The organism is Staphylococcus ureilyticus (genome assembly GCF_025558845.1).
Classification (GTDB): Bacteria; Bacillota; Bacilli; order Staphylococcales; family Staphylococcaceae; genus Staphylococcus; species Staphylococcus ureilyticus.
On sequence record NZ_CP094825.1, the window covers coordinates 2,019,675 to 2,040,506 of the forward strand.

General features: G+C 32.2%; 15 protein-coding genes and 3 pseudogenes. 4 read left to right on the plus strand and 14 right to left on the minus strand.

What is annotated here, in order from left to right; genetic code table 11:
- The first annotated feature begins 83 nt into the window (after window positions 1-83).
- A complete protein-coding gene (gene glcP, locus MUA21_RS10105) occupies window positions 84-1,448 on the plus strand; it encodes a glucose transporter GlcP (RefSeq protein ID WP_019468854.1) in 1,365 nt (454 codons plus the stop codon).
- 317 nt (window positions 1,449-1,765) lie between these two features.
- Here the strand turns inward: glcP and MUA21_RS10110 are convergent, their stop codons facing one another.
- The 9 genes and pseudogenes from MUA21_RS10110 to MUA21_RS10150 all read right to left on the minus strand — a co-directional run bounded on the left by MUA21_RS10110 (window position 1,766) and on the right by MUA21_RS10150 (window position 9,444).
- A complete protein-coding gene (locus MUA21_RS10110) occupies window positions 1,766-2,167 on the minus strand; it encodes a GNAT family N-acetyltransferase (RefSeq protein ID WP_064209331.1) in 402 nt (133 codons plus the stop codon).
- A gap of 33 nt (window positions 2,168-2,200) precedes the next feature.
- On the minus strand, window positions 2,201-3,232 hold the full coding sequence (locus MUA21_RS10115; RefSeq protein WP_262561193.1) for an NAD(P)/FAD-dependent oxidoreductase: 1,032 nt from the start codon (window positions 3,230-3,232) through the stop codon (window positions 2,201-2,203).
- 205 nt (window positions 3,233-3,437) lie between these two features.
- A complete protein-coding gene (locus MUA21_RS10120) occupies window positions 3,438-3,851 on the minus strand; it encodes a DUF2871 domain-containing protein (RefSeq protein ID WP_019468851.1) in 414 nt (137 codons plus the stop codon).
- Window positions 3,852-3,970: 119 nt separating this feature from the next.
- Window positions 3,971-4,555, minus strand: coding sequence for a YcnI family copper-binding membrane protein (locus MUA21_RS10125; protein WP_019468850.1), 585 nt, complete (start codon window positions 4,553-4,555; stop codon window positions 3,971-3,973).
- Window positions 4,556-4,566: 11 nt separating this feature from the next.
- Entirely contained in the window at window positions 4,567-5,817 is a 1,251-nt protein-coding gene (locus tag MUA21_RS10130; protein WP_438873788.1) for a copper resistance CopC/CopD family protein, read from the minus strand.
- A 375-nt stretch (window positions 5,818-6,192) separates the two neighbouring features.
- A pseudogene (gene rpiB / locus MUA21_RS10135) lies at window positions 6,193-6,637 on the minus strand (ribose 5-phosphate isomerase B).
- A 32-nt stretch (window positions 6,638-6,669) separates the two neighbouring features.
- Window positions 6,670-7,302, minus strand: coding sequence for a dihydroxyacetone kinase subunit DhaL (gene dhaL, locus MUA21_RS10140; RefSeq protein ID WP_019468848.1), 633 nt, complete (start codon window positions 7,300-7,302; stop codon window positions 6,670-6,672).
- Between the two features lie 12 nt (window positions 7,303-7,314).
- Window positions 7,315-8,312 (minus strand): annotated as a pseudogene (locus MUA21_RS10145) (dihydroxyacetone kinase subunit DhaK).
- Window positions 8,313-8,360: 48 nt separating this feature from the next.
- A pseudogene (locus tag MUA21_RS10150) lies at window positions 8,361-9,444 on the minus strand (MDR/zinc-dependent alcohol dehydrogenase-like family protein).
- A 173-nt stretch (window positions 9,445-9,617) separates the two neighbouring features.
- Between MUA21_RS10150 and MUA21_RS10155 the strand changes: the two are divergent.
- Window positions 9,618-10,379 (plus strand): DeoR/GlpR family DNA-binding transcription regulator, encoded by a 762-nt coding sequence (locus MUA21_RS10155; RefSeq protein WP_073344029.1) that lies wholly within the window; start codon window positions 9,618-9,620, stop codon window positions 10,377-10,379.
- A 95-nt stretch (window positions 10,380-10,474) separates the two neighbouring features.
- Here MUA21_RS10155 and MUA21_RS10160 read toward each other — a convergent pair whose 3' ends face one another.
- The 4 genes from MUA21_RS10160 to MUA21_RS10175 all read right to left on the minus strand — a co-directional run bounded on the left by MUA21_RS10160 (window position 10,475) and on the right by MUA21_RS10175 (window position 16,328).
- Window positions 10,475-11,947, minus strand: coding sequence for a Na+/H+ antiporter NhaC family protein (locus MUA21_RS10160; protein ID WP_262561195.1), 1,473 nt, complete (start codon window positions 11,945-11,947; stop codon window positions 10,475-10,477).
- A 29-nt stretch (window positions 11,948-11,976) separates the two neighbouring features.
- Window positions 11,977-13,308 (minus strand): LLM class flavin-dependent oxidoreductase, encoded by a 1,332-nt coding sequence (locus MUA21_RS10165; RefSeq protein ID WP_064209325.1) that lies wholly within the window; start codon window positions 13,306-13,308, stop codon window positions 11,977-11,979.
- Window positions 13,305-14,321 (minus strand): MsnO8 family LLM class oxidoreductase, encoded by a 1,017-nt coding sequence (locus MUA21_RS10170; RefSeq protein ID WP_107525374.1) that lies wholly within the window; start codon window positions 14,319-14,321, stop codon window positions 13,305-13,307. The genes MUA21_RS10165 and MUA21_RS10170 overlap by 4 nt, the downstream gene beginning before the upstream one ends.
- A gap of 339 nt (window positions 14,322-14,660) precedes the next feature.
- Window positions 14,661-16,328 (minus strand): Na/Pi cotransporter family protein, encoded by a 1,668-nt coding sequence (locus tag MUA21_RS10175; RefSeq protein WP_262561197.1) that lies wholly within the window; start codon window positions 16,326-16,328, stop codon window positions 14,661-14,663.
- A gap of 298 nt (window positions 16,329-16,626) precedes the next feature.
- On the opposite strand from MUA21_RS10175, the gene MUA21_RS10180 reads away from it, so the two are divergent.
- Entirely contained in the window at window positions 16,627-17,565 is a 939-nt protein-coding gene (locus MUA21_RS10180) for a magnesium transporter CorA family protein (protein ID WP_107525372.1), read from the plus strand.
- 350 nt (window positions 17,566-17,915) lie between these two features.
- Here the strand turns inward: MUA21_RS10180 and MUA21_RS10185 are convergent, their stop codons facing one another.
- On the minus strand, window positions 17,916-18,491 hold the full coding sequence (locus MUA21_RS10185; RefSeq protein ID WP_262561200.1) for a peptidoglycan recognition protein family protein: 576 nt from the start codon (window positions 18,489-18,491) through the stop codon (window positions 17,916-17,918).
- Window positions 18,492-18,704: 213 nt separating this feature from the next.
- On the opposite strand from MUA21_RS10185, the gene rsp reads away from it, so the two are divergent.
- Window positions 18,705-20,804, plus strand: coding sequence for an AraC family transcriptional regulator Rsp (rsp, locus tag MUA21_RS10190; protein ID WP_262561201.1), 2,100 nt, complete (start codon window positions 18,705-18,707; stop codon window positions 20,802-20,804).
- Window positions 20,805-20,832 lie beyond the last annotated feature (28 nt).

A 20,832-nucleotide genomic window follows, 5' to 3' on the forward strand; every position in this document is an offset into this window, starting at 1 on the left:
ATAAATTTATTATACTTTAACATTTACAATTAAAATATGAAAGCGTATACTTATTATTATTGAATATTATCAGGAGGGTTAATATGGGAATCAAAGTGAATAAAAAGCTCATCTTTTTCCTTGGTGCATTGGGAGGATTACTCTATGGTTATGACATGGGGGTTATATCAGGTGCACTGTTATTTATAAAAGATGACATACCGTTAAATAGTTTTACTGAAGGACTTGTCGTTGCATCGATGTTAGTCGGCGCTATCTTCGGCTCCGGTGCGAGTGGACCTATGTCTGATAGATTAGGTCGTAGACGTGTTGTATTTATTATCGCTATTATTTATATTGTCGGTGCATTAATTTTAGCCTTAGCACCATCAATGCCAGTATTAGTAATTGGTAGACTTGTTATCGGATTAGCTGTCGGTGGCTCAACAGCAATCGTACCAGTATATTTATCTGAAATGGCACCTACCGAACAACGTGGTTCGTTAAGTTCCTTAAACCAATTAATGATTACAATTGGTATTTTATCTTCATACTTAATTAACTATGCTTTCACTCCAATCGAAGGATGGAGATGGATGCTCGGTTTAGCAGTATTACCTTCACTCATTCTATTAATCGGTGTAGCATTTATGCCTGAAAGCCCTAGATGGCTACTTGAACACAGAAGTGAAAAAGCTGCTCGTGACGTTATGAAATTAACATTTAAGGAAAGCGAAATTGATAAAGAAATTGCTGATATGAAAGAAATAAATGCTATTTCTGAAAGCACTTGGAATGTATTAAAATCACCTTGGTTAAGACCAACATTGATCATTGGTAGTGTATTTGCTTTATTACAACAAATTATAGGTATTAACGCTATTATTTATTACGCACCAACGATATTTAGTAAAGCTGGTCTTGGAAATGCAACTTCTATATTAGGCACAGTTGGTATTGGTACCGTAAACGTCCTTATTACGATTGTAGCAATTATGATTATTGATAAAATAGATCGTAAGCGATTATTAGTCATCGGTAATATTGGTATGGTAGCTTCACTATTAATCATGGCAATATTAGTTTGGACAATTGGTATCCAATCTTCTGCATGGATTATGGTTGCTTGTCTAACGCTTTTCATCATCTTCTTTGGTTTTACTTGGGGACCAGTACTTTGGGTTATGTTACCAGAATTATTCCCTATGCGCGCACGTGGTGCTGCAACAGGAATCGCTGCTTTAGTACTATCTATTGGTAGTTTACTAGTTGCGCAATTATTCCCTATTTTGACTGATGTTTTATCAGTAGAACAAGTTTTCTTAATCTTTGCAGCTATCGGTGTCTGTGCTTTAATCTTTGTTATTAAATACTTACCAGAAACACGCGGACGTAGTTTAGAAGAAATAGAAGCTGATTTAAGATCTAGAACAAATGCAACTGATGTCAATGTTAAAGAATCCAAATAAACATTACATTGCTAAAACAAAATTAATATGAGTTTTTAGGGTATAAAGCCTATTCTCAAAATAAGAGAGCTAATCCGTTCTGGATTAGCTCTCTTTGCATCTTGCAAATTAATCCGTATAGCTTCCTAGAAGATGGTTTGGTATCATTCTCCCTGAATATGAACGCGTTGTATTATCGTTAAAAAATGATATCAATTAGCACAAAATAATACACGTCCATTACTCTATCTTTATGATAGAGCAATGGACGTGTGTTTCATAGATAACTATCTTTAAACTACTGCTTCGCATTTAAACATTCTTCAACATATTTAAATTTAGTATTTGATATACATCCCACAAGAATGAGGTTCAGTAGTCGTAAATCCGAATTGTTCATACAATTGATCTGCAGGATAATCTGCCATTAAACTCACATAAGTACCATCTTCTGCAACAGATGATATATATTTCATAATATTAGTCATAACCTGTTTACCATAACCCTGACCTTGATAACGTGGTTCTACTGCTATGTCAATAATTTGAAAAGCAGTACCGCCATCTCCAATTACTCTGCCCATCGCTATTAATAAGTCATCATCATATATTGTAATGTCAAAGCATGCATTTGATATCCCTTTTTCTGTCGCCTTTTGTGATTTTTCACTTAACCCAGCTTTTTTTCTCATATTTCTATAATCTTGTACTGTTGGCGCTTCGTACTTTATTTTAACCATGTATTTTCATCCCCCAGACTGCTAAAACATGATTTATAAATATTTTTTCATCACTACTTTATTAGATTCTTTGAATGCATCATTATGACTCGATACATAACCTTCAGGAGCTGCTTCTGGTTCAACATAAAGCTTTGCTAGATTAGCTGCGTTTGCTGAGTCGCTAAAAGCACTCGCGATTAAGTGTGCTTTTGCTTCATGATAAATAATATCACCACAAGCGTATAGACCTTCAATACTCGTTGCAGTGTTACCAAACCCTTTAATATTATATTCACTATGCATATCAACTTGAGTTGTAGATTGTTCTAATAATGTATTTTCTCTATCGAATCCATGACTGACGATGACTTCGTCAAAAGCACGTACCACTTGTTCCCCTGTTTCAATATTTTCCAATATCACTTGTTCTATACGCGACTGGGTAACGTCTCCTATTAATTGATAGATATGTGTGTTGGGTAACTTTTCTACTGACAATCCATCTAATATATTTTTCATTGCTTCATAACCCTTGATATCCGCTTTTCGATAAATTAATGTCACACTTTTAGCATAGCCACTTAAATCATTTGCCCAATCTAGAGCAGAGTTACCTGCCCCTGAAATCAATACGTTTTTGTTTTTAAAATGTTTTAAAGATTGCACAACATAATGTAAGTTTGTTAATTGATATCTTTCTGCTCCCTTGATATCAAGTTGTTTTGGATTAATGATGCCACCACCAATGGCAATAATAACAGATTTGGATTTATATATATTTCCTTTATTGGTCTCTACTTCAAAATGACGTTCAGCCAATTTCCTAATATCTATCACACGTTCCTCTAAATTTACTTTAGGATTAAAATGTAGTCCTTGATTAACAGTATCTTGTATAATTTCATAGCAAGGTTTCGGTGCCAATCCCCCGATATCCCAAATAATCTTTTCAGGATACACGTGCATTTTACCTCCTAGCTTATCTTGAATATCAATAATTCTTACATTCATCCCTCTTAATCCAGAATAAAAGCTCGCGAACAGACCGGCTGGTCCACCACCGATAATGATTACATCATCCATAATAATCCTCCCATATGTACTACTTATTAATACCTATTATCCTATTATTGATAATGCTTATCAATTAAAAAGGGTGACTTTTTAATAATTAATTACTTTATATGTATAATGGCTTTAAAATAAAATAAAAAGACGATCAAATTCGTATCGATCGTCTGCTATATCTATGATTGCTATATTTGTTTTAAAAATCTATTTAGAGAAATTATTTTTCTGATTTTTTGACAATGGCGTTTTTAAGCAAGAAGAATAATAAAATAAAACCAGCTGTAATCACTGTATGCCCCATTCCTGCATAGCCAGCAAATGATTCTGGAACTTTAAGTCCCATCACTTGGTAAGTGCCTTTCGTAAACATCATACCAATCGTTACCAATACACCTATATTATACACAATAAAGAACCAATTAAATAAATAATAACTACTCAAATTAAATACTTTTGTTACTGGTAATAAAATGAGATGCATAAACATTCCTAATATTAACGTATGCGTATGTACTACTACTAATTGTGTATCACCTGTAAAGTCATAAGCAAGTGTTAATTCACGATAATAAAAACCACTAAGCAATCCTAAGATTGTATAAATTAAAAAAGCGTATAATATTCTGCGCATTCAAAATCCTCCTTAAAAATTATTATAAAATAAATTTAATTAAAATACAGTGACAATTCACCAAACTTCACAAAAAAGCCAGTAATCAAAATCTGATTACTAGCTTAATCACTTATGCTTTATCTTTCTTTACGAGACTTTTTAAAAATTGCTATGAGCGCTAATATAATAGCTATGATAGATACAATCCATAAAGCGATAGAATCATTGCCCGATTGATTATTTTCAGAATCAACATCAGCTTTTTTGGATACTTTAGTCATAGGTGATGGTTTTTCTGCGTCTTCATCACCATTCCATTTTACAGTTTCTCCATCGTCATAAGTTTGATAAGCATCCCATTTAAATTCGCCTTCTTTATCAGGATTTGCTACTTGAATAGGTAAATCGACAAATTCATTGGGTCCAATACCTTTATCTTTAGCTGTCCAAGTGATTTTGGTAATATTACCATCGTCATCTTTAGTTAATTTATGATCAAATGTTTCCTGTGGTGCAACACCTACAACATTTACACCTTTGGGTACTTTCAACTCTATTTTTGTCGTGTTCGCTTCTTTTTCTACTGGAACTCTAACATCATATTTTTCATAAGAACCTGGTTCACTTGTGTCAGGATTCATAGTCACATGTGCATGAGCACTTTTGGAAAATACTAAAACAGTAAAACAAACTGCGATGGCTAAAATAAATTGTCTTTTCATCTTTTAAACTCCTATCCTGGGATATTTAATTGACTCATAATTACACCTGCTAATATGAGTAAAATACCTATACTTAGTTCTATGATTAATGCAAATCTATTTGTCTGACGATGCTTACCAAGCGCTCTAGTTGTTTGATAAAATCCTAACGTCATCATCACAAATGTTAGCAGAATCTTAATAAGTAATAAAACGCTCCACGTTTGAATATTTTTCCACAATGTTAAGACATTAGTTTGGTCAATTGACATAAGGACACCTGATATGACAATTAACATGACAGCGCTAATATTTACTTTTAATAAAAAAGGTCTCATTTGATTTACTGCAAATTGTTTTTTACCCAATACCATCACCACTAAGTATATCAAAGCGCCTAACCAAAATGAGATTCCAGTAATATGGATCACTCTGATAAAAATCGACCATATTGGTACAGATTGAGACCAAGCATGTCCAGACATACTAAGCGCAATTAATATTAGACTTGGAATGAATATATACCAACTTGTAGCCATATTTTTCAAAGTGAAAAGCAATAATAATATGATAACTGCAATCATTGTTAATATGAATGGTGTTTGCAATAAAGTTGCTTTTTGTAGACTTAACACATCTGACACAACATCAGAAGATAAAGTTATCATATAAATTAAAACTGTGATAACGGAAATCATGACCAACGTCAAAATGGTTGGCATCGTGTATGTTTTAAAATTTAAATGAGGTAAACTTTGTCTTTTAGCTAAGCGGTTGACAAAATAAAGGCCGGTAAGTGTAATCAATAATCCTTCTATTATAAAGCGCGTAACCCCAAACCAAAAATCTGCCTTTTCATAAAACGGTGGTGCTGTATCAATTCCATTTGCTGTCTGTTTTCCAACTGAAAATTCAAAACTATCATTGATCTCATGGCCATCTGCAGACATTGTATGCCACTTTATACTGTGCGTACCTTTATTTAAATTTTCAATAGGAAATGTCAATGTTTGAGAGGAACCTGTTGTACTTGGTTTTACTTCAGTCAATTCAGAACCATTGTCATCATAAATCTTTATGCTTGAATACTTTGAATGGACTGGTTCATTAAATTGTAATGTTATTTCTTTTGGCGCGTTTTCAACCACACTATTTTGTGCTGGAGTAACTTTTTCTAAAGTTGCATGTGCTGAAACTTGCTGAGAACAAGTAACTATCCCAATGATCAACGAAATTATAAATATAACATAAGAAAACTTATGAAGTTTAAATGTTAATTGCACTTTCATCCCCTTTTTCAAAAAGTTTATATTATCAATGATATTAAATGAAATATATATTCACAATATAAATTTCATTTTGTCATTTTTTGGACAAATAATTATAAATTAAATATTATTGTTCCAATTAATTAGAAATAAAATATTAGTTTTGTTTCCATTAAAAATATTTATAATGTGTTGTTATAAAAATAAGTATTAAACTAATGCTAAATTTGTTTTTATTAGAAATGCTAAGTTACAAATTATGTATAAATTTAAATAGCAAAGGACTAATCCGTCGACTCTCACACGGACTAGTCCTTTGCTTTAATTATGCGCTTTAGGCCCCAACTTCTTATTCTTCAAGAATGATATGGTTTACATAAATATAACGCATTAAAATTCATCTTGTTCAACTTGCACAATTTTATCTACTTTACGTTGAGAACCGCCTTCCCAACTTACATTTAAGTATGCTTCAACATTTTTTTTAGCAACTTCTATACCAATAATTTGTGCACCCATAGTCAGTATTTGAGCATTGTTACTTAACTGTGCACGCTCTGCAGAATAGTAATCATGCGCCAAAGCAGCGCGTATGCCTTTTAATTTGTTTGCTGTTATCGCAACGCCAATGCCAGTTCCACAAATAAGAATACCACGTTCATTATCTCCTTGTTGGATGCTTTTACCAACTTTAGCAGCAACATCTGGATAATCCGTCTTCTGCACAATGATGACAACCAAAATCTTCGACTTCATGGCCGAGTGCTTCTATATGCGTTTTCACTGCCTCTTTTAAGTCGTAACCATTGTGGTCTGCACCGATTGCTATTTTCATTCTAACTCCTCCTTATATACTTATCACTTCACTTATACATATGATTTAAATGTATTTAACATCAGATACGCTGACATCGCGCCAGGATCTACATGACCTTGCGCACGATAGCCTAATCGCTTAGAACGGCCTTTATTTGAAACAATATCCTTTGTACTTTCCATACCTTTTTTAGCCTCTAAAAGTGCAATCTCAAATGCTTCCTTGAAATTAATACTTTGATATTTAGATGTTTCTAATGAAAGATAGAATGGTTCAAGTGTATCAATCATCGTTTTATCACCTATTTCAGCTTTACCTCTTGCCTTAATTCCTTTACTGAATGCAATCCAAAATTGATATAAGTCTGTATCATCTAATTCAGTTTTATTTTTCACTGCAACTGCTGACTTTAAAAAACCTGAAGCATATAAAGGACCTACAGATGACCCGACTGCATCCAAAAAGCTTTTACCAACAGCAACACTGATTTTTGCAATATCATCTTGTACTTGTAACTCGTTATGAATCGTACTTTTTACAGCTTGATAACCAATATTCATCGTCACACCATGATCACCATCACCTATTTTTCTATCTAATTCACATAAGTTATCTTTTTGTTCTTCAAACAACTCAGCTAATGCTAGGATGAATGATTTATATGTTTCACTTGTTAATGTCATTACAATTTCCTCCTAGACTTCTTTAAAATTTGGACAATCGACAGGATGATCTATACATGACTTTAACGTTTCGTCCACCTTCATCAATGTTACTGAGAAGCCACCCATTTCCATTGATGTAATAAAATTACCAATATACGATTTGTACGTCTTTATATTTTTTTCATTTAATATTGCATCAACTTCTTTATTGATAATATATAATTCCATTTGTGAAGTTGCACCCAACCCATTTACTAACACAACCACTTCATCATCTGATTGATAAAGACCTTCTTTCAAAATGTTTTTCATAATAACTTGGACGGTTTCTTTTGCTGTGCGAATCGTTGTTTTTTCAATACCTGGTTCACCATGATGTCCTAATCCAATTTCCATCTCATTATCTTCAAGATCAAAACTTAGTTTTCCTGTTTGCGGTAAATAACAAGGACTTAACCCAATGCCCATCGAACGTGTATAATCATTTGCCAGTTGTGCAATACGACGTACTTCCTTCAAATCATAGCCAAAATCAGCAGCAGCACCTGCAGCTTTATAAACCAGTAATTCACCTGCTATGCCACGTCTCTCTTCAATTTCCTTCGCTGAAGCAACATCATCATTTCCTATAACTACTGCTGTTTCAATATCATCTTCGACTTCTGTCATTTCGCTGGCCATTTCAAAATTCATTAAATCTCCTGCATAATTTCCATAAATATATAACACACCATGGCCGTCATGAATTTCTCTAGTTACAGCTTGTATAGGAATTGGTGAAGGTGAAGCGAAAATATTACCTATTGCCACACCATCAGCCATACCTTGACCAACATATCCGATAAAAGCTGGCTCATGTCCTGATCCTCCACCAATTAAAACACTCACTTTACGATTAGGGTGTCGTTTTTTCCAATTAAAGCTCTTTGATGCAAGTTTGAACGTCTAATATATTCAGGATAAGCAATTAAATATCCGGCCATTAATTCTTCTATGACGTCATCAGGATGATTAATCATCTTTTTCATTTAAAGTCTCTCCTTTTAACTATCTATGTTATCTATTACTTTGCTGTTTTAAGGTACAAGCACAATTTTCAATGACTTATCTCCTTTTTTCATCAATTCAAAGCCTTCTTCAAAATCTTGCAGTGGCAATTGATGCGTTACTACGCCTTCAGTTGGATAATCACCAGTTTGTATACCATTTATCACAAGCGGATAACAGTAAGGTCCTAAATGACTACCCATTAAATCTAGTTCTTTACGATCAGAAATGATGCTCCAATCAACAGTTACTGGATCCCCAAATACAGAAAATTCGACAAATCTTCCTAGTTTTCTAATTGCACTCAAACCCTGTTCAACAGATTTAGGATGTCCTGTCGCTTCAATGTAAGTATCACAACCATAGCCCTCAGTCATATCCTTAATTTCTTTTACTATGTCAACTTTTGCTGGATTCATTACAATGTCTGCACCAAATTGTTTCGCTAATTCTAAACGATCATCTTTCATATCTAGTACAACCAAAGTTTCAGCGCCAGATTTTTTAGCAGCTCCTATCATGCCAAGCCCCAGTGTTCCAGCACCAGATAATACAACGAAATCTCCTAATTTGATGTTTGCACGTTGCACTGCATGTAAACTACAAGCATATGGTTCAATTAGAATTGCTTTTTCTATAGGTAGATTTTCAGGAACTTTATAATTTATTGCTTCTTTAGTGAATTTCATGTATTCAGCCATACCGCCATTGACATTATTTTGGAAACCGTATAAATCGTGTTTTTCACACATCCAATACTCTCCACGTTTACAAAATCTACATTCCCAACAAGGTACAATCTGTTCAGAAATGACACGATCACCTATTTCAAAATCAGTCACATCTTCGCCTTTCTCAACAATACGTGCAATAAATTCGTGGCCCGGTATCATCGGTGCTTTAATATTAAGAAGGTTGCGTTTCATCACCCCAAAAACTTGGCGCTCCGCCATACGCTTTAATATCTCCTGCACAAATACCACATGCTTCAACTTTCACTATAATTTCTTTTGAATTCTCAATTGTTGGCGTCTCTACTGTTTCATATTTATAATCCCCTGGTGCATATGCTACAACTGCATTCATTTTGTCTGGATAATTTTTATTTGTCATTTTCAACAACCCCTTCTCTTATTAGTAAACGCTTTCATTTATAACTATAATTCTAATATATATTTTCATTCTTTCAAATATTTTTTCGTTTATTTTCGTTTTGCTTTTGTTTTGTTATTTTTATAAAAAATTGTGTTAAACTAAATTATGAACATAAGGAGGTTGCGAATCATATGAAAATGTATGCAGATGAACGACGAGAGCACATATATACTTATATAAAGTCACATAAAAGAGCTACTGTAAAACAACTTTCAGATTACTTAAGCGTGACAGAAGCAACAGTTCGGAGCGATTTACGGCTTTTAGAAAGTGAAAATAAGATTACACGTACACATGGCGGAGCAAAAGTTAATGATACGATGACTTCTAAGTTAAACTTTTCTTACCGCTTAACACAAAAGCATCGTGAAAAACATAAAATAAGTGAGCATGCGTTAAATAAAATCGAACCGCAACAATGCATACTCATCGACGCAAGTTCAACTACATATGAGCTTGCAAAATTAATATCTGAGACAACAATGGAACTTACGATTATTACAAATGGATTGGAAAATGCAGTACTCTTAAAAGAAAATCCAAACTTAACAGTGCTCGTAGTTGGAGGGTTTGTATCACAAGATTCAAATGCAATTACCGGAAACATTGATTCACAAATTTTAGAAATGTATCATATTGATTATTTCTTTTTATCTGCAAACGGTTTTACCTTAGAAAATGGTTTGACTGATTTTTCATTACCTGAAGTTCAACTCAAAAAGCAGATGATTCAAGAAAGTGAAAAAGTAATTGCTCTGATAGACCACAGTAAATTTGATATTTCATCTACTTTATCATTTGCTAAAATCACTGATATTACTGAAGTTATTACTGATGAAAATCCCCCCAAAAAATGGCTACAAAACATGCCATTTAAGTTAACTGTTGTTTAATTTCAAAATTAACAATTTAAAAAGCTGTATCAATTAGAATAATTTAATACCTAATTGATACAGCTTTTTTTACTTAAAATAATTATCCAATCTTTTTATATACCACCTGACCATCCAACAGTAGTGAAGATATACAACACAATTGAACCTACGATGACCCAAATTAAAAACAATGGTGCCATAAATTTAAACCATGAACTAAAATTAGCTTTCGCAATAGCAATCGCACCTACTGTCGCACCCAATGTTGGTGTAATTAAATTACCTAATCCACCGCCAAAAGATAGTGAAGTTAACAGTATTTGGTCATTCACACCAAGTGTATGTGTAACTGGTTGTAATATTGGAACCATGACACTCATTAAACCTGAACCAGATGGCACTAAAAAATTAAATACTGTTGCTACTAAAAATATTAATATTGATACGACACCAGCTGACGAACCATCAAGTTGTGTCGTTAATCCGTTGACAATCGTACTTAAAATCTTACCTTTTTCTAGAATGACGCTGATTGTGTTTGCCATGATAATAGCAAAAGCAACCACTAGCATTGGTTTCGCTCCTGCTAGAAATCCATCCACCATTTCACTAGGCCGTTTACTTTTTATTAAGTAAGCAAGCACAAAACTAATACCAAAAACAGTAATGAATACACCATTTCCATATTTCTCAGTCCAACTTAACATGCCGTTACCTATTGCTAATACTATAGGTGTAAAAATCACTAATCCTACTACAACCAAATCTCTCCAATTAATTGTTCTATCTTTCAAATCAATTTCTATATTTGTTGTTTGCACATTATTTTGTTGCCAAGATGTAGTATTCATCAAACTTTTATTTGGTGATTTAATAACCCTTCTCGCATACCAGATAACATATAATAAAGTGACCAATAAAAACACTGTATACATAATTGCTCTCCCACCATATCCTGAATATAAAGTGACTTCCGGATAAACGATTTGACCAATTTTAGCCATACCTGAAGGAGAAACTGAAAATGCCATATACAAAGGTAGGAAGGTCATGCCAAGGGCAATAATTGGATCTAATTTTAACCTATTCGCTAAAATGACACCGAGCGTGACAAAAACAATCATCTGATCGCCACCTACAAAAAACCCTATAAACGCCATTAAAGAAAATAATCCTATAATGAGTGGTAAAGCACCTGCGTGTTCAAATCTATATATCATATAATTAGTTAACTTTGTCACTGAGTCCAATTGCAACATACCTCCAATTGCCCCACCAACAAATAGCAATAAAGTTACAGTTTGAGCTGATTGTATACCCCCATTTAATATTAAGGTAATTGCATAAAACGGATTAACTGGATTTTGTGAAATAGCATGATAAGTTCCTTGTACAATTTCACCACTTTTTGTCGTGTCAAATTCACCAGCAGGAATGACATATGTCAGTAAACATGCAAACATCATCATCATCAACATCATTAATAACACGTGTGGCAATTGAAATTTTCTTTTTTCTTTTATTTTTAATTGGTCTTGTTCAACATCTGTTTGCGAATGATGTGAAGTTGCACTATATTCAGACATTCTATTTCACTCCTTAAAAATCATTTAAATTAGATATGCTCTACTTTTGTGTTTCGATATCGATTTTCTTTAAACGGAATACCAAGATGATCACGTAATGTACTACCTTCATAAGATTTCGAATAATAACCTTTTGTTTCTAATATCGGTAACACTTCTCTTAAAAATTCATCATATATTTCACCATAGACATGTGGTCCAAAGATAAAGCCATCTGCTGCACCTTGTTCAAACCATTCAATTATTAATGCTGCTACTTCTTCATAAGTGCCTGTAAATGGTGAACGTCTTACAGTTTCTTCTAGAGCAACTTCTCTTAACGTTAAATTTTGTGATTTCGCACGTTCAGCAATTGCATCAGTAGTTGCACGAAAACTATTTTTCCCTACGTCACCTAACTCTGGAAATGGTGCATCTAATTCGTATTGAGTAAAGTCATGGTGATCATAATATCTTCCCAAGTAGTCTAAAGCCTCTTCAATTGTTGCTAATGATTTAAGTTCATTTAATCGTCGCTCTACTTCGGCTTTATCTTTTCCAATGACTGGTGCTAGCATTGGATAGACTTTAACATGGTCGGGATTACGCTCAAATGCTTGGGCTTGTTTTTTAATACTGTCATAATTACTTTTTGCAATTTCAAGTGACTCACCAAGTGTAAAAACGGCATCAGCATATTTAGCTGCATATGCCTGTCCTTTAGGAGAAGCTCCTGCTTGGAATATAACAGGTTGTCCTTGTTCTGACCGACTTGCATTCAAAGGACCTTTAACTTGGAAATATTGACCTTTGTAATCTAAAGTATGCATTTTACTTTTATCAACATATTCACCATTTTCAACATCGAACGTAAACGCGTCATCTTCGTACGAATCCCATAATCCTTGTACAACTTGGATATGTTCTTCAGCAATATCATATCGAACATCATGTTCTGGATGATCTCCTTTACTATAATTGTCAGCACTCCCAGCTAAAGGCGAAGTTACCACATTCCAGCCTGCACGACCTTTACTAATGTTATCAATGGTTGAAAGTTGTCTGGCCACTGTGAACGGTTCACTATACGAAGTTGAAATCGTACCAACTAATCCAATTTGCTGCGTTATAGGAGCAAGAGCTGCTAAAAATGTTAAAGGTTCATGTCTATCTAAAAAATGTGGTATCGATTTTTCATTAATATATAATCCATCTGCTACAAAAACGAAACTGAAGCCAGCTTTTTCTGCTTTGCGAGCAATTTCAAGTTGAAATTCAAAATTTGTACTTGCATCACTTGGAACCTCACTTGATTTCCAAGCATGCATATGACTACCAGGACCGTTCAACATAATTCCAAAATCTATTTTTTTATTTGTCATTTTACCCCTGCTTTCAAAGTCGATTTTTTATATACACGCGCTAATTGCTCTACTGTTTTTAATCGTAATGAATGATTTTGAACGGGCATATGAAACATAAATTCATCAACTTCATCATCTATATTTAATTCATGAATCTGTTGTTTTATGGACTCAGCTGTACCATTAAATACCTCTATTTGTTGTGCTTCAATTTCAAATGTCCTTGAACTTTGCTTTTTAAAATCATCAATTTGATGTTCACTTGATACCGTTAATTTTTGACCCTCATCAAAGTGTAAAACATAGTTTGTACGCCCTTCTTCAATTAATGCGTACTCCGCTTCGCTATTTGATACAACAGCAGCCAAGGCCACAATGATTCTCCCCTCAGGGTAAAATGCTTTGTATGTACGAATGGCTTTTTGTAAAAGTTCATTATCAGAATTCAAAAAATATGCATAAATAAATCCTACTTTTTCTTCTGCTGCAAAACGCGCTGATCGTTCACTGCCACCTAAAAGAAAAACATGCGGTTTTTCAACCTCTTTATTACGAATCGTTGTTTTTAAATTTGAATATGGATTTTCTTTAGGAAAGTTTCCATTATTAAATTGATTTAATAGATGAAATTTATCATTGAATGATGTAGGTGAACTTTTGATATCTTCTTGTAATGCTTGTGTCGCTAGAGGAAAACCACCAGGTGCTTTACCTATACCTAAATCTACTCTTCCCGGAGCGATTTGGCTCATAAAATGAAACTGCTCAATCACTTTAAATGGACTATAATGCTGTAGCATAACCCCACCAGAACCAATGTTTATTCTACTTGTTTGGTTTAATAGATGTGTAACTAATATTTCAGGACTCGTACCAACGACTTCTTGTATATTATGATGCTCTGCAACAAAATATCTTGTATAATTCAGGTTTTCTGCTAATTGAGCGAGTTCAACTGTTCTCTTTATCCCGTCGCTAACTGCTTCATTATGATCTATCGGACTTTGATCAAGTATACTAATAGATGTCATAAACAATCCCCCAATCGATTTCTGAAAATTATATTAGTTTCAATCTTATGCTCACGGTAACATTTTGTCAAGTATCCTTATCGTTTTACTAAGGATTAAGAGAGGGATTGCTTTTACCGTCTCGAGTACTCCATTTTTTACATACCATTTATCATTTAAATTGAAAATTGTTAACCAAGTACACTTTTCTCATAAAAAAAGAGCAGATTAACATCATCCTTTAATAAAGTGATGTTATTCCGCTCTAATTTAAAAGACTAAGCATAAAATTTATTTCTGTTATGGCTTGCCTCATTATATGATATTAAATTTTGCATACATTGTGGTTAAAATAACTTTTTAATATGACCAACCCAAAGTATGTTCCACTTCATCATCCTCATGTTCAATATTATCTATATCAATCATAGATTCTGAAATGTTTCTAGAATGGTAACCAATACGCTCTAAGATAGCAATCATATCTAGATATAGCAAACCACCTTCTAAAGAACATTCTCCAGAACTTAAGCGCTTGATATGTTTCTTCCTAAGATCATGTTCTAATGTATACGAATCGTTACTCAAACGAACGATTTCATCTTTTTTAACTCTGTCATATACGTTAAACATATCAATTGTTTTTTCAAGTGACGCATCGACATGGTCATATAGTCTTTCAATACTTTGTTCTGCTTTTGCAGATATTTGAATTGATTCTGTTTCTTTTTTCTTTAAATCCAATAAATAAGCTTCCGTTAAACTTGCTACTTTAATAAACGTTCGATTAACATCGAATAACACAGACATTCTTTCTGCATCTTGTTTGGATATCTTCTTCTCAGAGATTTTTGTTAAATATTGTCTTACATTGTCATACATACTTTCCACAGCTGCATGCTTCTGAATTATATCTTTTTCTGTTTTATCATCATAGTTCTTAGCATATCTAAACATATCGAAAATCATATGACCTATATTTTGAATTTCATCTTGAGCTTCTTGTAACGCGATGTTAGGAGCTCTGTTGATTAAATTTTTATCTAACATTCTTGGTTTATATTTTTCATTCAAGTCTTCGCCTGGTACTAACTTCGTCACTATCCATGCTAGGATGAAAATAAATGGCAATTGAATAATTGTGTTTGTTACATTGAACGTACCGTGTGCAAATGCAATAACCATTTCAGGCTTTAAATTCATAATCCCTTGCATCCATTCAATAACTAATTGATAGAGAGGCATGATTATTAAGAAAATGATAGCGCCAATTACATTGAAGAGTACATGTACAGCTGCCACACGTTTTGCCGCCAACGAGCCTGCTAAACTGGCAAGTACTGCCGTGATTGTCGTACCAATATTATCGCCTAAAAGTACAGGAAGTGCACCGTGTAAACTAATTAAATTATTGGCAAAGAATCCTTGTAAAATACCAATTGTGGCACTTGAACTTTGGATAATTACTGTTAATAATGTACCTGCTACCACACCATATAATGGATTCGAAGACATATCTAACATAATTTGTTTAAAAGAGTCTAAATTTGCTAATGGTTTAACTGCACCACTCATAAGTTCTAAACCATAGAACAATGTACCAAAACCAAATAAAATCATACCCACATTTTTCACTTTACGTTTTTGAATAAAGAAAATTAGAAATGCACCAATTGCTAAAATTGGCAGCGAATACTCACCGATATCAATACCTATAATAAATGCAGTAACTGTAGTACCAATATTCGCTCCCATAACTACTCCAATTGCCTGACGCATTGTCATAAAGCCTGCACTAACAAGACCTATAGTAATTACTGTTGTACCCGAACTACTTTGAATTAATATCGTTACAATCATACCAGCCAAGACACCCATTAAAGGGTTACTTGTAAAAGTATTTAAAATGCTTCTTAATCTATCACCAGCTGCGGCTTGTAAACCGTCTCCCATTTGTTTAATACCATATAGAAAAATACCTAATCCACCAATAAAGGTAAAAATAATCTCCATTACAGAAGAATCCATCGTTACACCTCTTTAAAATATTTGTAAACTATGTGAAGTATAACTAATTTTTGTTAAGCTAATGTTAATTTAGCATTAAAATTACATCGTATTTTCTCAACATTTCTGTAATCTTATTTCACCAATACATGCAAACCTTTCCAAATTCGTTAACCATGCAGATTTTACAATATGATACTTATAAAATCCTTAAATTAATCCTTTCTACAAGTATTACAATTAAAATTGAAAGATACTTGTCAACCGCTCTAATCTTCGCTAATATAATTAAGAATTTAATGAAGGGAAGATTTGTATTGTGATTACTGCTTATAAACATACTCAAACACAAGAAATAATAACATCAACTTTAGACCATGATGCTTCATGGATCAATGTCGTTGACCCAAATTGGGAAGAAATAGAACATTTAATAGATTTATACCATTTACCAGAAGATTTTATTAGAGACCCTCTAGATACTGAGGAAAGTTCTCGTGTTGAATACGATGAAGAAACGGGCTATTCCCTCATAATCCTTGATTTGCCAGTTGTTAATGATACAAATCTTAATGTGCTCTCGTTTATAACAATTCCTCTAGGTATTATTATTGGTAATAAAAAAATATTTACTGTATGTAATGTGGAAAATGAATTTCTAGAAAAATTTAGCCATCAAAATTTAAATTTACATTTTCATAGCCGATTCGCGCTCAATATTTTATTAACGATCGCGAATCATTATAATAGAAACCTTAGATTATTAAATAAAACGAGATTACGTATAGAACGTGATTTAAAAAATAATGTTACAAACAAACAACTATATAATTTAATGGAAGTTGAAAAGAGTTTAGTTTATTTCTTAGCAGCTTTAAAAGGTAATGAAACGATAGTAAAGAAACTTTTCAGATTACCTGCAATCAAACGATTTGAAGAAGATGAAGATTTGTTGGAAGATTTAGTCATAGAAAATAATCAAGCTTTAGAGACCACACGATTATATACGGATATATTAGAAAGTATTACAACTTCATATGCATCACTACTTTCAAATGAAATGAATAATACGATGAAAACATTGACATTATTTACTGTCTTTTTAACATTACCAACTTTGGTATTTAGCTTTTTCGGCATGAATGTTCCATTACCTATTAATGAACATAGCTATGTCTCTTGGGTTATCGTGATCGCTATTTCATTAATTATCGTTTCATGTGTAGGCGCATTTCTATGGCGAAAGCAAAAGTTTTGATATAAAGCAAACACACATTTAAAAATAACTAGATATAAAACTTATGCTCAATATAAAAGATTCAATCATGTGTTATTGTACTGAATCTTAAAATTTGTACTTTGGTTTTCTGTAATATTCTAAAGGCTTGTTTTCTCAAAAATTTTAGGAGACATGCCTTTTAAATTTATTTCACTTATTTTTATTAAAATTTATATATTTGAAATAGCTTGTCAACTCAGATTAAGGTTCAAAAATAAAAACGTCAATTTCTATATGATTAGAATTGACGTTTTTAAATATTATAATCCAAACTATTTTTTGGCTGATGATAAAAATGAATATTAGCTGAGTTTAATTTGATACTGGCCTTAACCTAAAGGCATAATATCTTCTTTAGTAATATCATCGTAATAATATTTTATTTTATAGATAAAATAATCTTTCAATCTATTCATGTTTTCCAATGTGCTTGAAGCTTGTTCCAAATGAATTAACCACGATCTTGCTGGACACTCGGTATCATAAAATTCTTTATGGATTCTTACTGTTTTTCTATTAACAGGCAATTGATATTTTTTTAAAATTGCAGCTGCTAGCCAAAAGCTAACCTCTTCTACCTTCATAAATGCACTATCTGTTAATATACCATTGATTTTAGACTGACATCTCTCGATACCAATATAATGCGTATTGGCAAATGTATTTCCGCAGTGCCATTCAGTATATTGTGTTGGATGAAACCAGTAACATGTGTTTTGGTCGATGTAGACGCTCGCCCATCCTTTTTCTAATTCGTTTTTTTCAATGCGCTTATTTAACCATGTAATGTAATTTTTGGCAGAATAATTTTCGGCATCATCGTGTAGAACGACACCTAAAATATCTTTTTTTAGTTCAGTGATTTTCTCTTCTATTTCATAATAATTTGAGTATATATGCTCCATTATTTCCCTTCTTTAATATTTAAATTTTTGCAGCATTAGTTCGTTTAATTGATTTATTTCAAAGTTAATGATGTGCACAATTTAATTTTATCGATTGAATTAGCGCTTGAAATAAGAAAATAGTTATATTTAATATATTAATATTCACAACTATTTATTATATAATGTAATTTAGTCAATATAACAATATGTTATCAGGAGTTGCTAGATAGAATGGAACATGCCACATTATGTATCCACGATTTTTTAACTACAGACACGCAACGTTGTATCAACCAAGTCATACTGTTATTTTCATTAAATAGTAAATTGAATATCAATATTAATGGTAAACAAACTTCGGTTGAAAACAATATCGCTATCATCAATCATAGTGATTTATTTTGTATAACTCACGCAGAACAACTTGTTGAACTAAAAATACCAATACAACAAATCATCCCGCTTAATCAATTATTTTTTAATTGTTATTATGATGCAAAAGCATTGCATGCTCAAGAATACTTGAAGTATTTAATACTAAACATGATTGAAAAATTAAATACTATGAATTCAATGGAATTACCTCAATTAACTGAGCTTATTTCTACCTTAGAGCAAGAAACTAAGAAATCAACTGATTATGTTTATATACCGACAATCCATTCTGAAAATGAACTTTTAAATAAAATATCAGATTATATTCAAAAGCACATTACACAACATATCATGTCCAAAGAAATTTCTTCAATTTTTTATATTTCTAGTTCATATATATCGATTTTATTTAAAAAATATTTAGGTATTAGCTTTAAACATTATGTAGTAAGTTTAAAAATTGCGCTTTCTCTTAATGAACTTATTAATAGTAACAAAACCATTTATCTTATTTCTGAAAATATGGGTTTCAATCATTATGCTAACTATACTCATCAATTCAAATATCATCTAAAGTTAACACCGCTTGCTTACAGAAAAAAGCTTAATATATTGCACAATAATCCTATTACGTTATTAACTACTGATATTAGCGGATATTCACACTATTTCAAAGCCTACTTAGATGACCATAATCAATCACTTGATAACGAAATTATCAATTTAGACCACTTAAAGTATAATGATTTGGCAAAACAACCTACCATCTTTATTCATATTGATAATCTAATGGATATAATTCAAACAAATTTAAATCAAAAACTTAATTTTAGTGACCTTACAAACTGCTATTTACTTATAAATAATGTGAGCAATCTAGCATCAGCTTCACTCAATTTAAATGGGATTGTCAATTTTATCGATGCTATTTTTTCTAACTGTATAGGCGTAGTTATTAGAATTAAATCCATGGAAGAATATAAAAAAATAGAACAAGTGATTTCCCAATTTTTAATATTCAAACCTAAATATCATGCTAATGGTAATATGTATAACTTTATGATTCTATTTGATTCAGAATACTTAAAGTTAAATGATATAAACAGATTGTACATTAAAGTCAGAAGTTTAAATATTAATATCAAATTAGCAATCAATGTAGAAGGCGTGTTAACCCAAACTCAAAGCCTTAAACACACTTTTACACTCTTACATAGATTTAATTTTGACTTTAATTTTATTGATGTAGAACGTAGCGAATTACGTACAATGTTATTAAAGCATAGCCATCAATTCGATAATGTATCAAGTTATAGTGATTATTATAATAAATTCGTCACACTTTCTAAGCTACAACCTAATAAATGTGTGTACTCAAAACTTACTAAAAATCACTTCACTCAATATAATCAAAAAGCGCCTTTAGGAATATCAGAAATTATGCAACATACAATACAATTAATTAAAAATGGTTCTGCTGTTGGCTATGAACTAATGAATAAATGTATATATGACGTTGCATTAATGAATCATCACGGCATATATGAACCCATTGTATATATAATGCAATTCTTAAAGCCATTTTATGGAAAAGCGATATTAATACAACCTAATTATTTAGTTGCAAAAGATAAACAATGTACACATTTACTATTATTCAATGCCAATACGCACACAACGTTAAACAAGCGAAAATTTATATTAAAACAACAAACAATTATTTCAAAATTAATTTTATTTATACGTACGTTAAATAGAGAACATGGTTTTATAGATTATGCTTTACCTCCTATATTTAATGATATTTTCATTGAACAATCACTGTTAAAAAATATAGAACGTTCAAATATGCCAAAATCAGAATTACGACACACTACCTATCCACACACACCTATTGAGTTTGATATTGGTCGAGATGAGGTGAAATACATTCGCTTATCACCTACAAATAAATAATAGTGCAGCATAGACATGAAACTTTAAA

Bases quoted from the DNA above. Each gene is read 5' to 3' on its own strand.
- MUA21_RS10115 (WP_262561193.1), bottom strand. From the start codon at position 3,232: ATGGATGATGTAATCATTATCGGTGGTGGACCAGCCGGTCTGTTCGCG.
- MUA21_RS10185 (WP_262561200.1), bottom strand. From the start codon at position 18,491: ATGGAGCATATATACTCAAATTATTATGAAATAGAAGAGAAAATCACT.
- MUA21_RS10155 (WP_073344029.1), top strand. From the start codon at position 9,618: ATGAAAATGTATGCAGATGAACGACGAGAGCACATATATACTTATATA.
- dhaL (WP_019468848.1), bottom strand. From the start codon at position 7,302: ATGACATTAACAAGTGAAACATATAAATCATTCATCCTAGCATTAGCT.
- MUA21_RS10160 (WP_262561195.1), bottom strand. From the start codon at position 11,947: ATGTCTGAATATAGTGCAACTTCACATCATTCGCAAACAGATGTTGAA.
- glcP (WP_019468854.1), top strand. From the start codon at position 84: ATGGGAATCAAAGTGAATAAAAAGCTCATCTTTTTCCTTGGTGCATTG.
- rsp (WP_262561201.1), top strand. From the start codon at position 18,705: ATGGAACATGCCACATTATGTATCCACGATTTTTTAACTACAGACACG.
- MUA21_RS10125 (WP_019468850.1), bottom strand. From the start codon at position 4,555: ATGAAAAGACAATTTATTTTAGCCATCGCAGTTTGTTTTACTGTTTTA.
- MUA21_RS10165 (WP_064209325.1), bottom strand. From the start codon at position 13,308: ATGACAAATAAAAAAATAGATTTTGGAATTATGTTGAACGGTCCTGGT.
- MUA21_RS10110 (WP_064209331.1), bottom strand. From the start codon at position 2,167: ATGGTTAAAATAAAGTACGAAGCGCCAACAGTACAAGATTATAGAAAT.
- MUA21_RS10175 (WP_262561197.1), bottom strand. From the start codon at position 16,328: ATGGATTCTTCTGTAATGGAGATTATTTTTACCTTTATTGGTGGATTA.
- MUA21_RS10170 (WP_107525374.1), bottom strand. From the start codon at position 14,321: ATGACATCTATTAGTATACTTGATCAAAGTCCGATAGATCATAATGAA.
- MUA21_RS10120 (WP_019468851.1), bottom strand. From the start codon at position 3,851: ATGCGCAGAATATTATACGCTTTTTTAATTTATACAATCTTAGGATTG.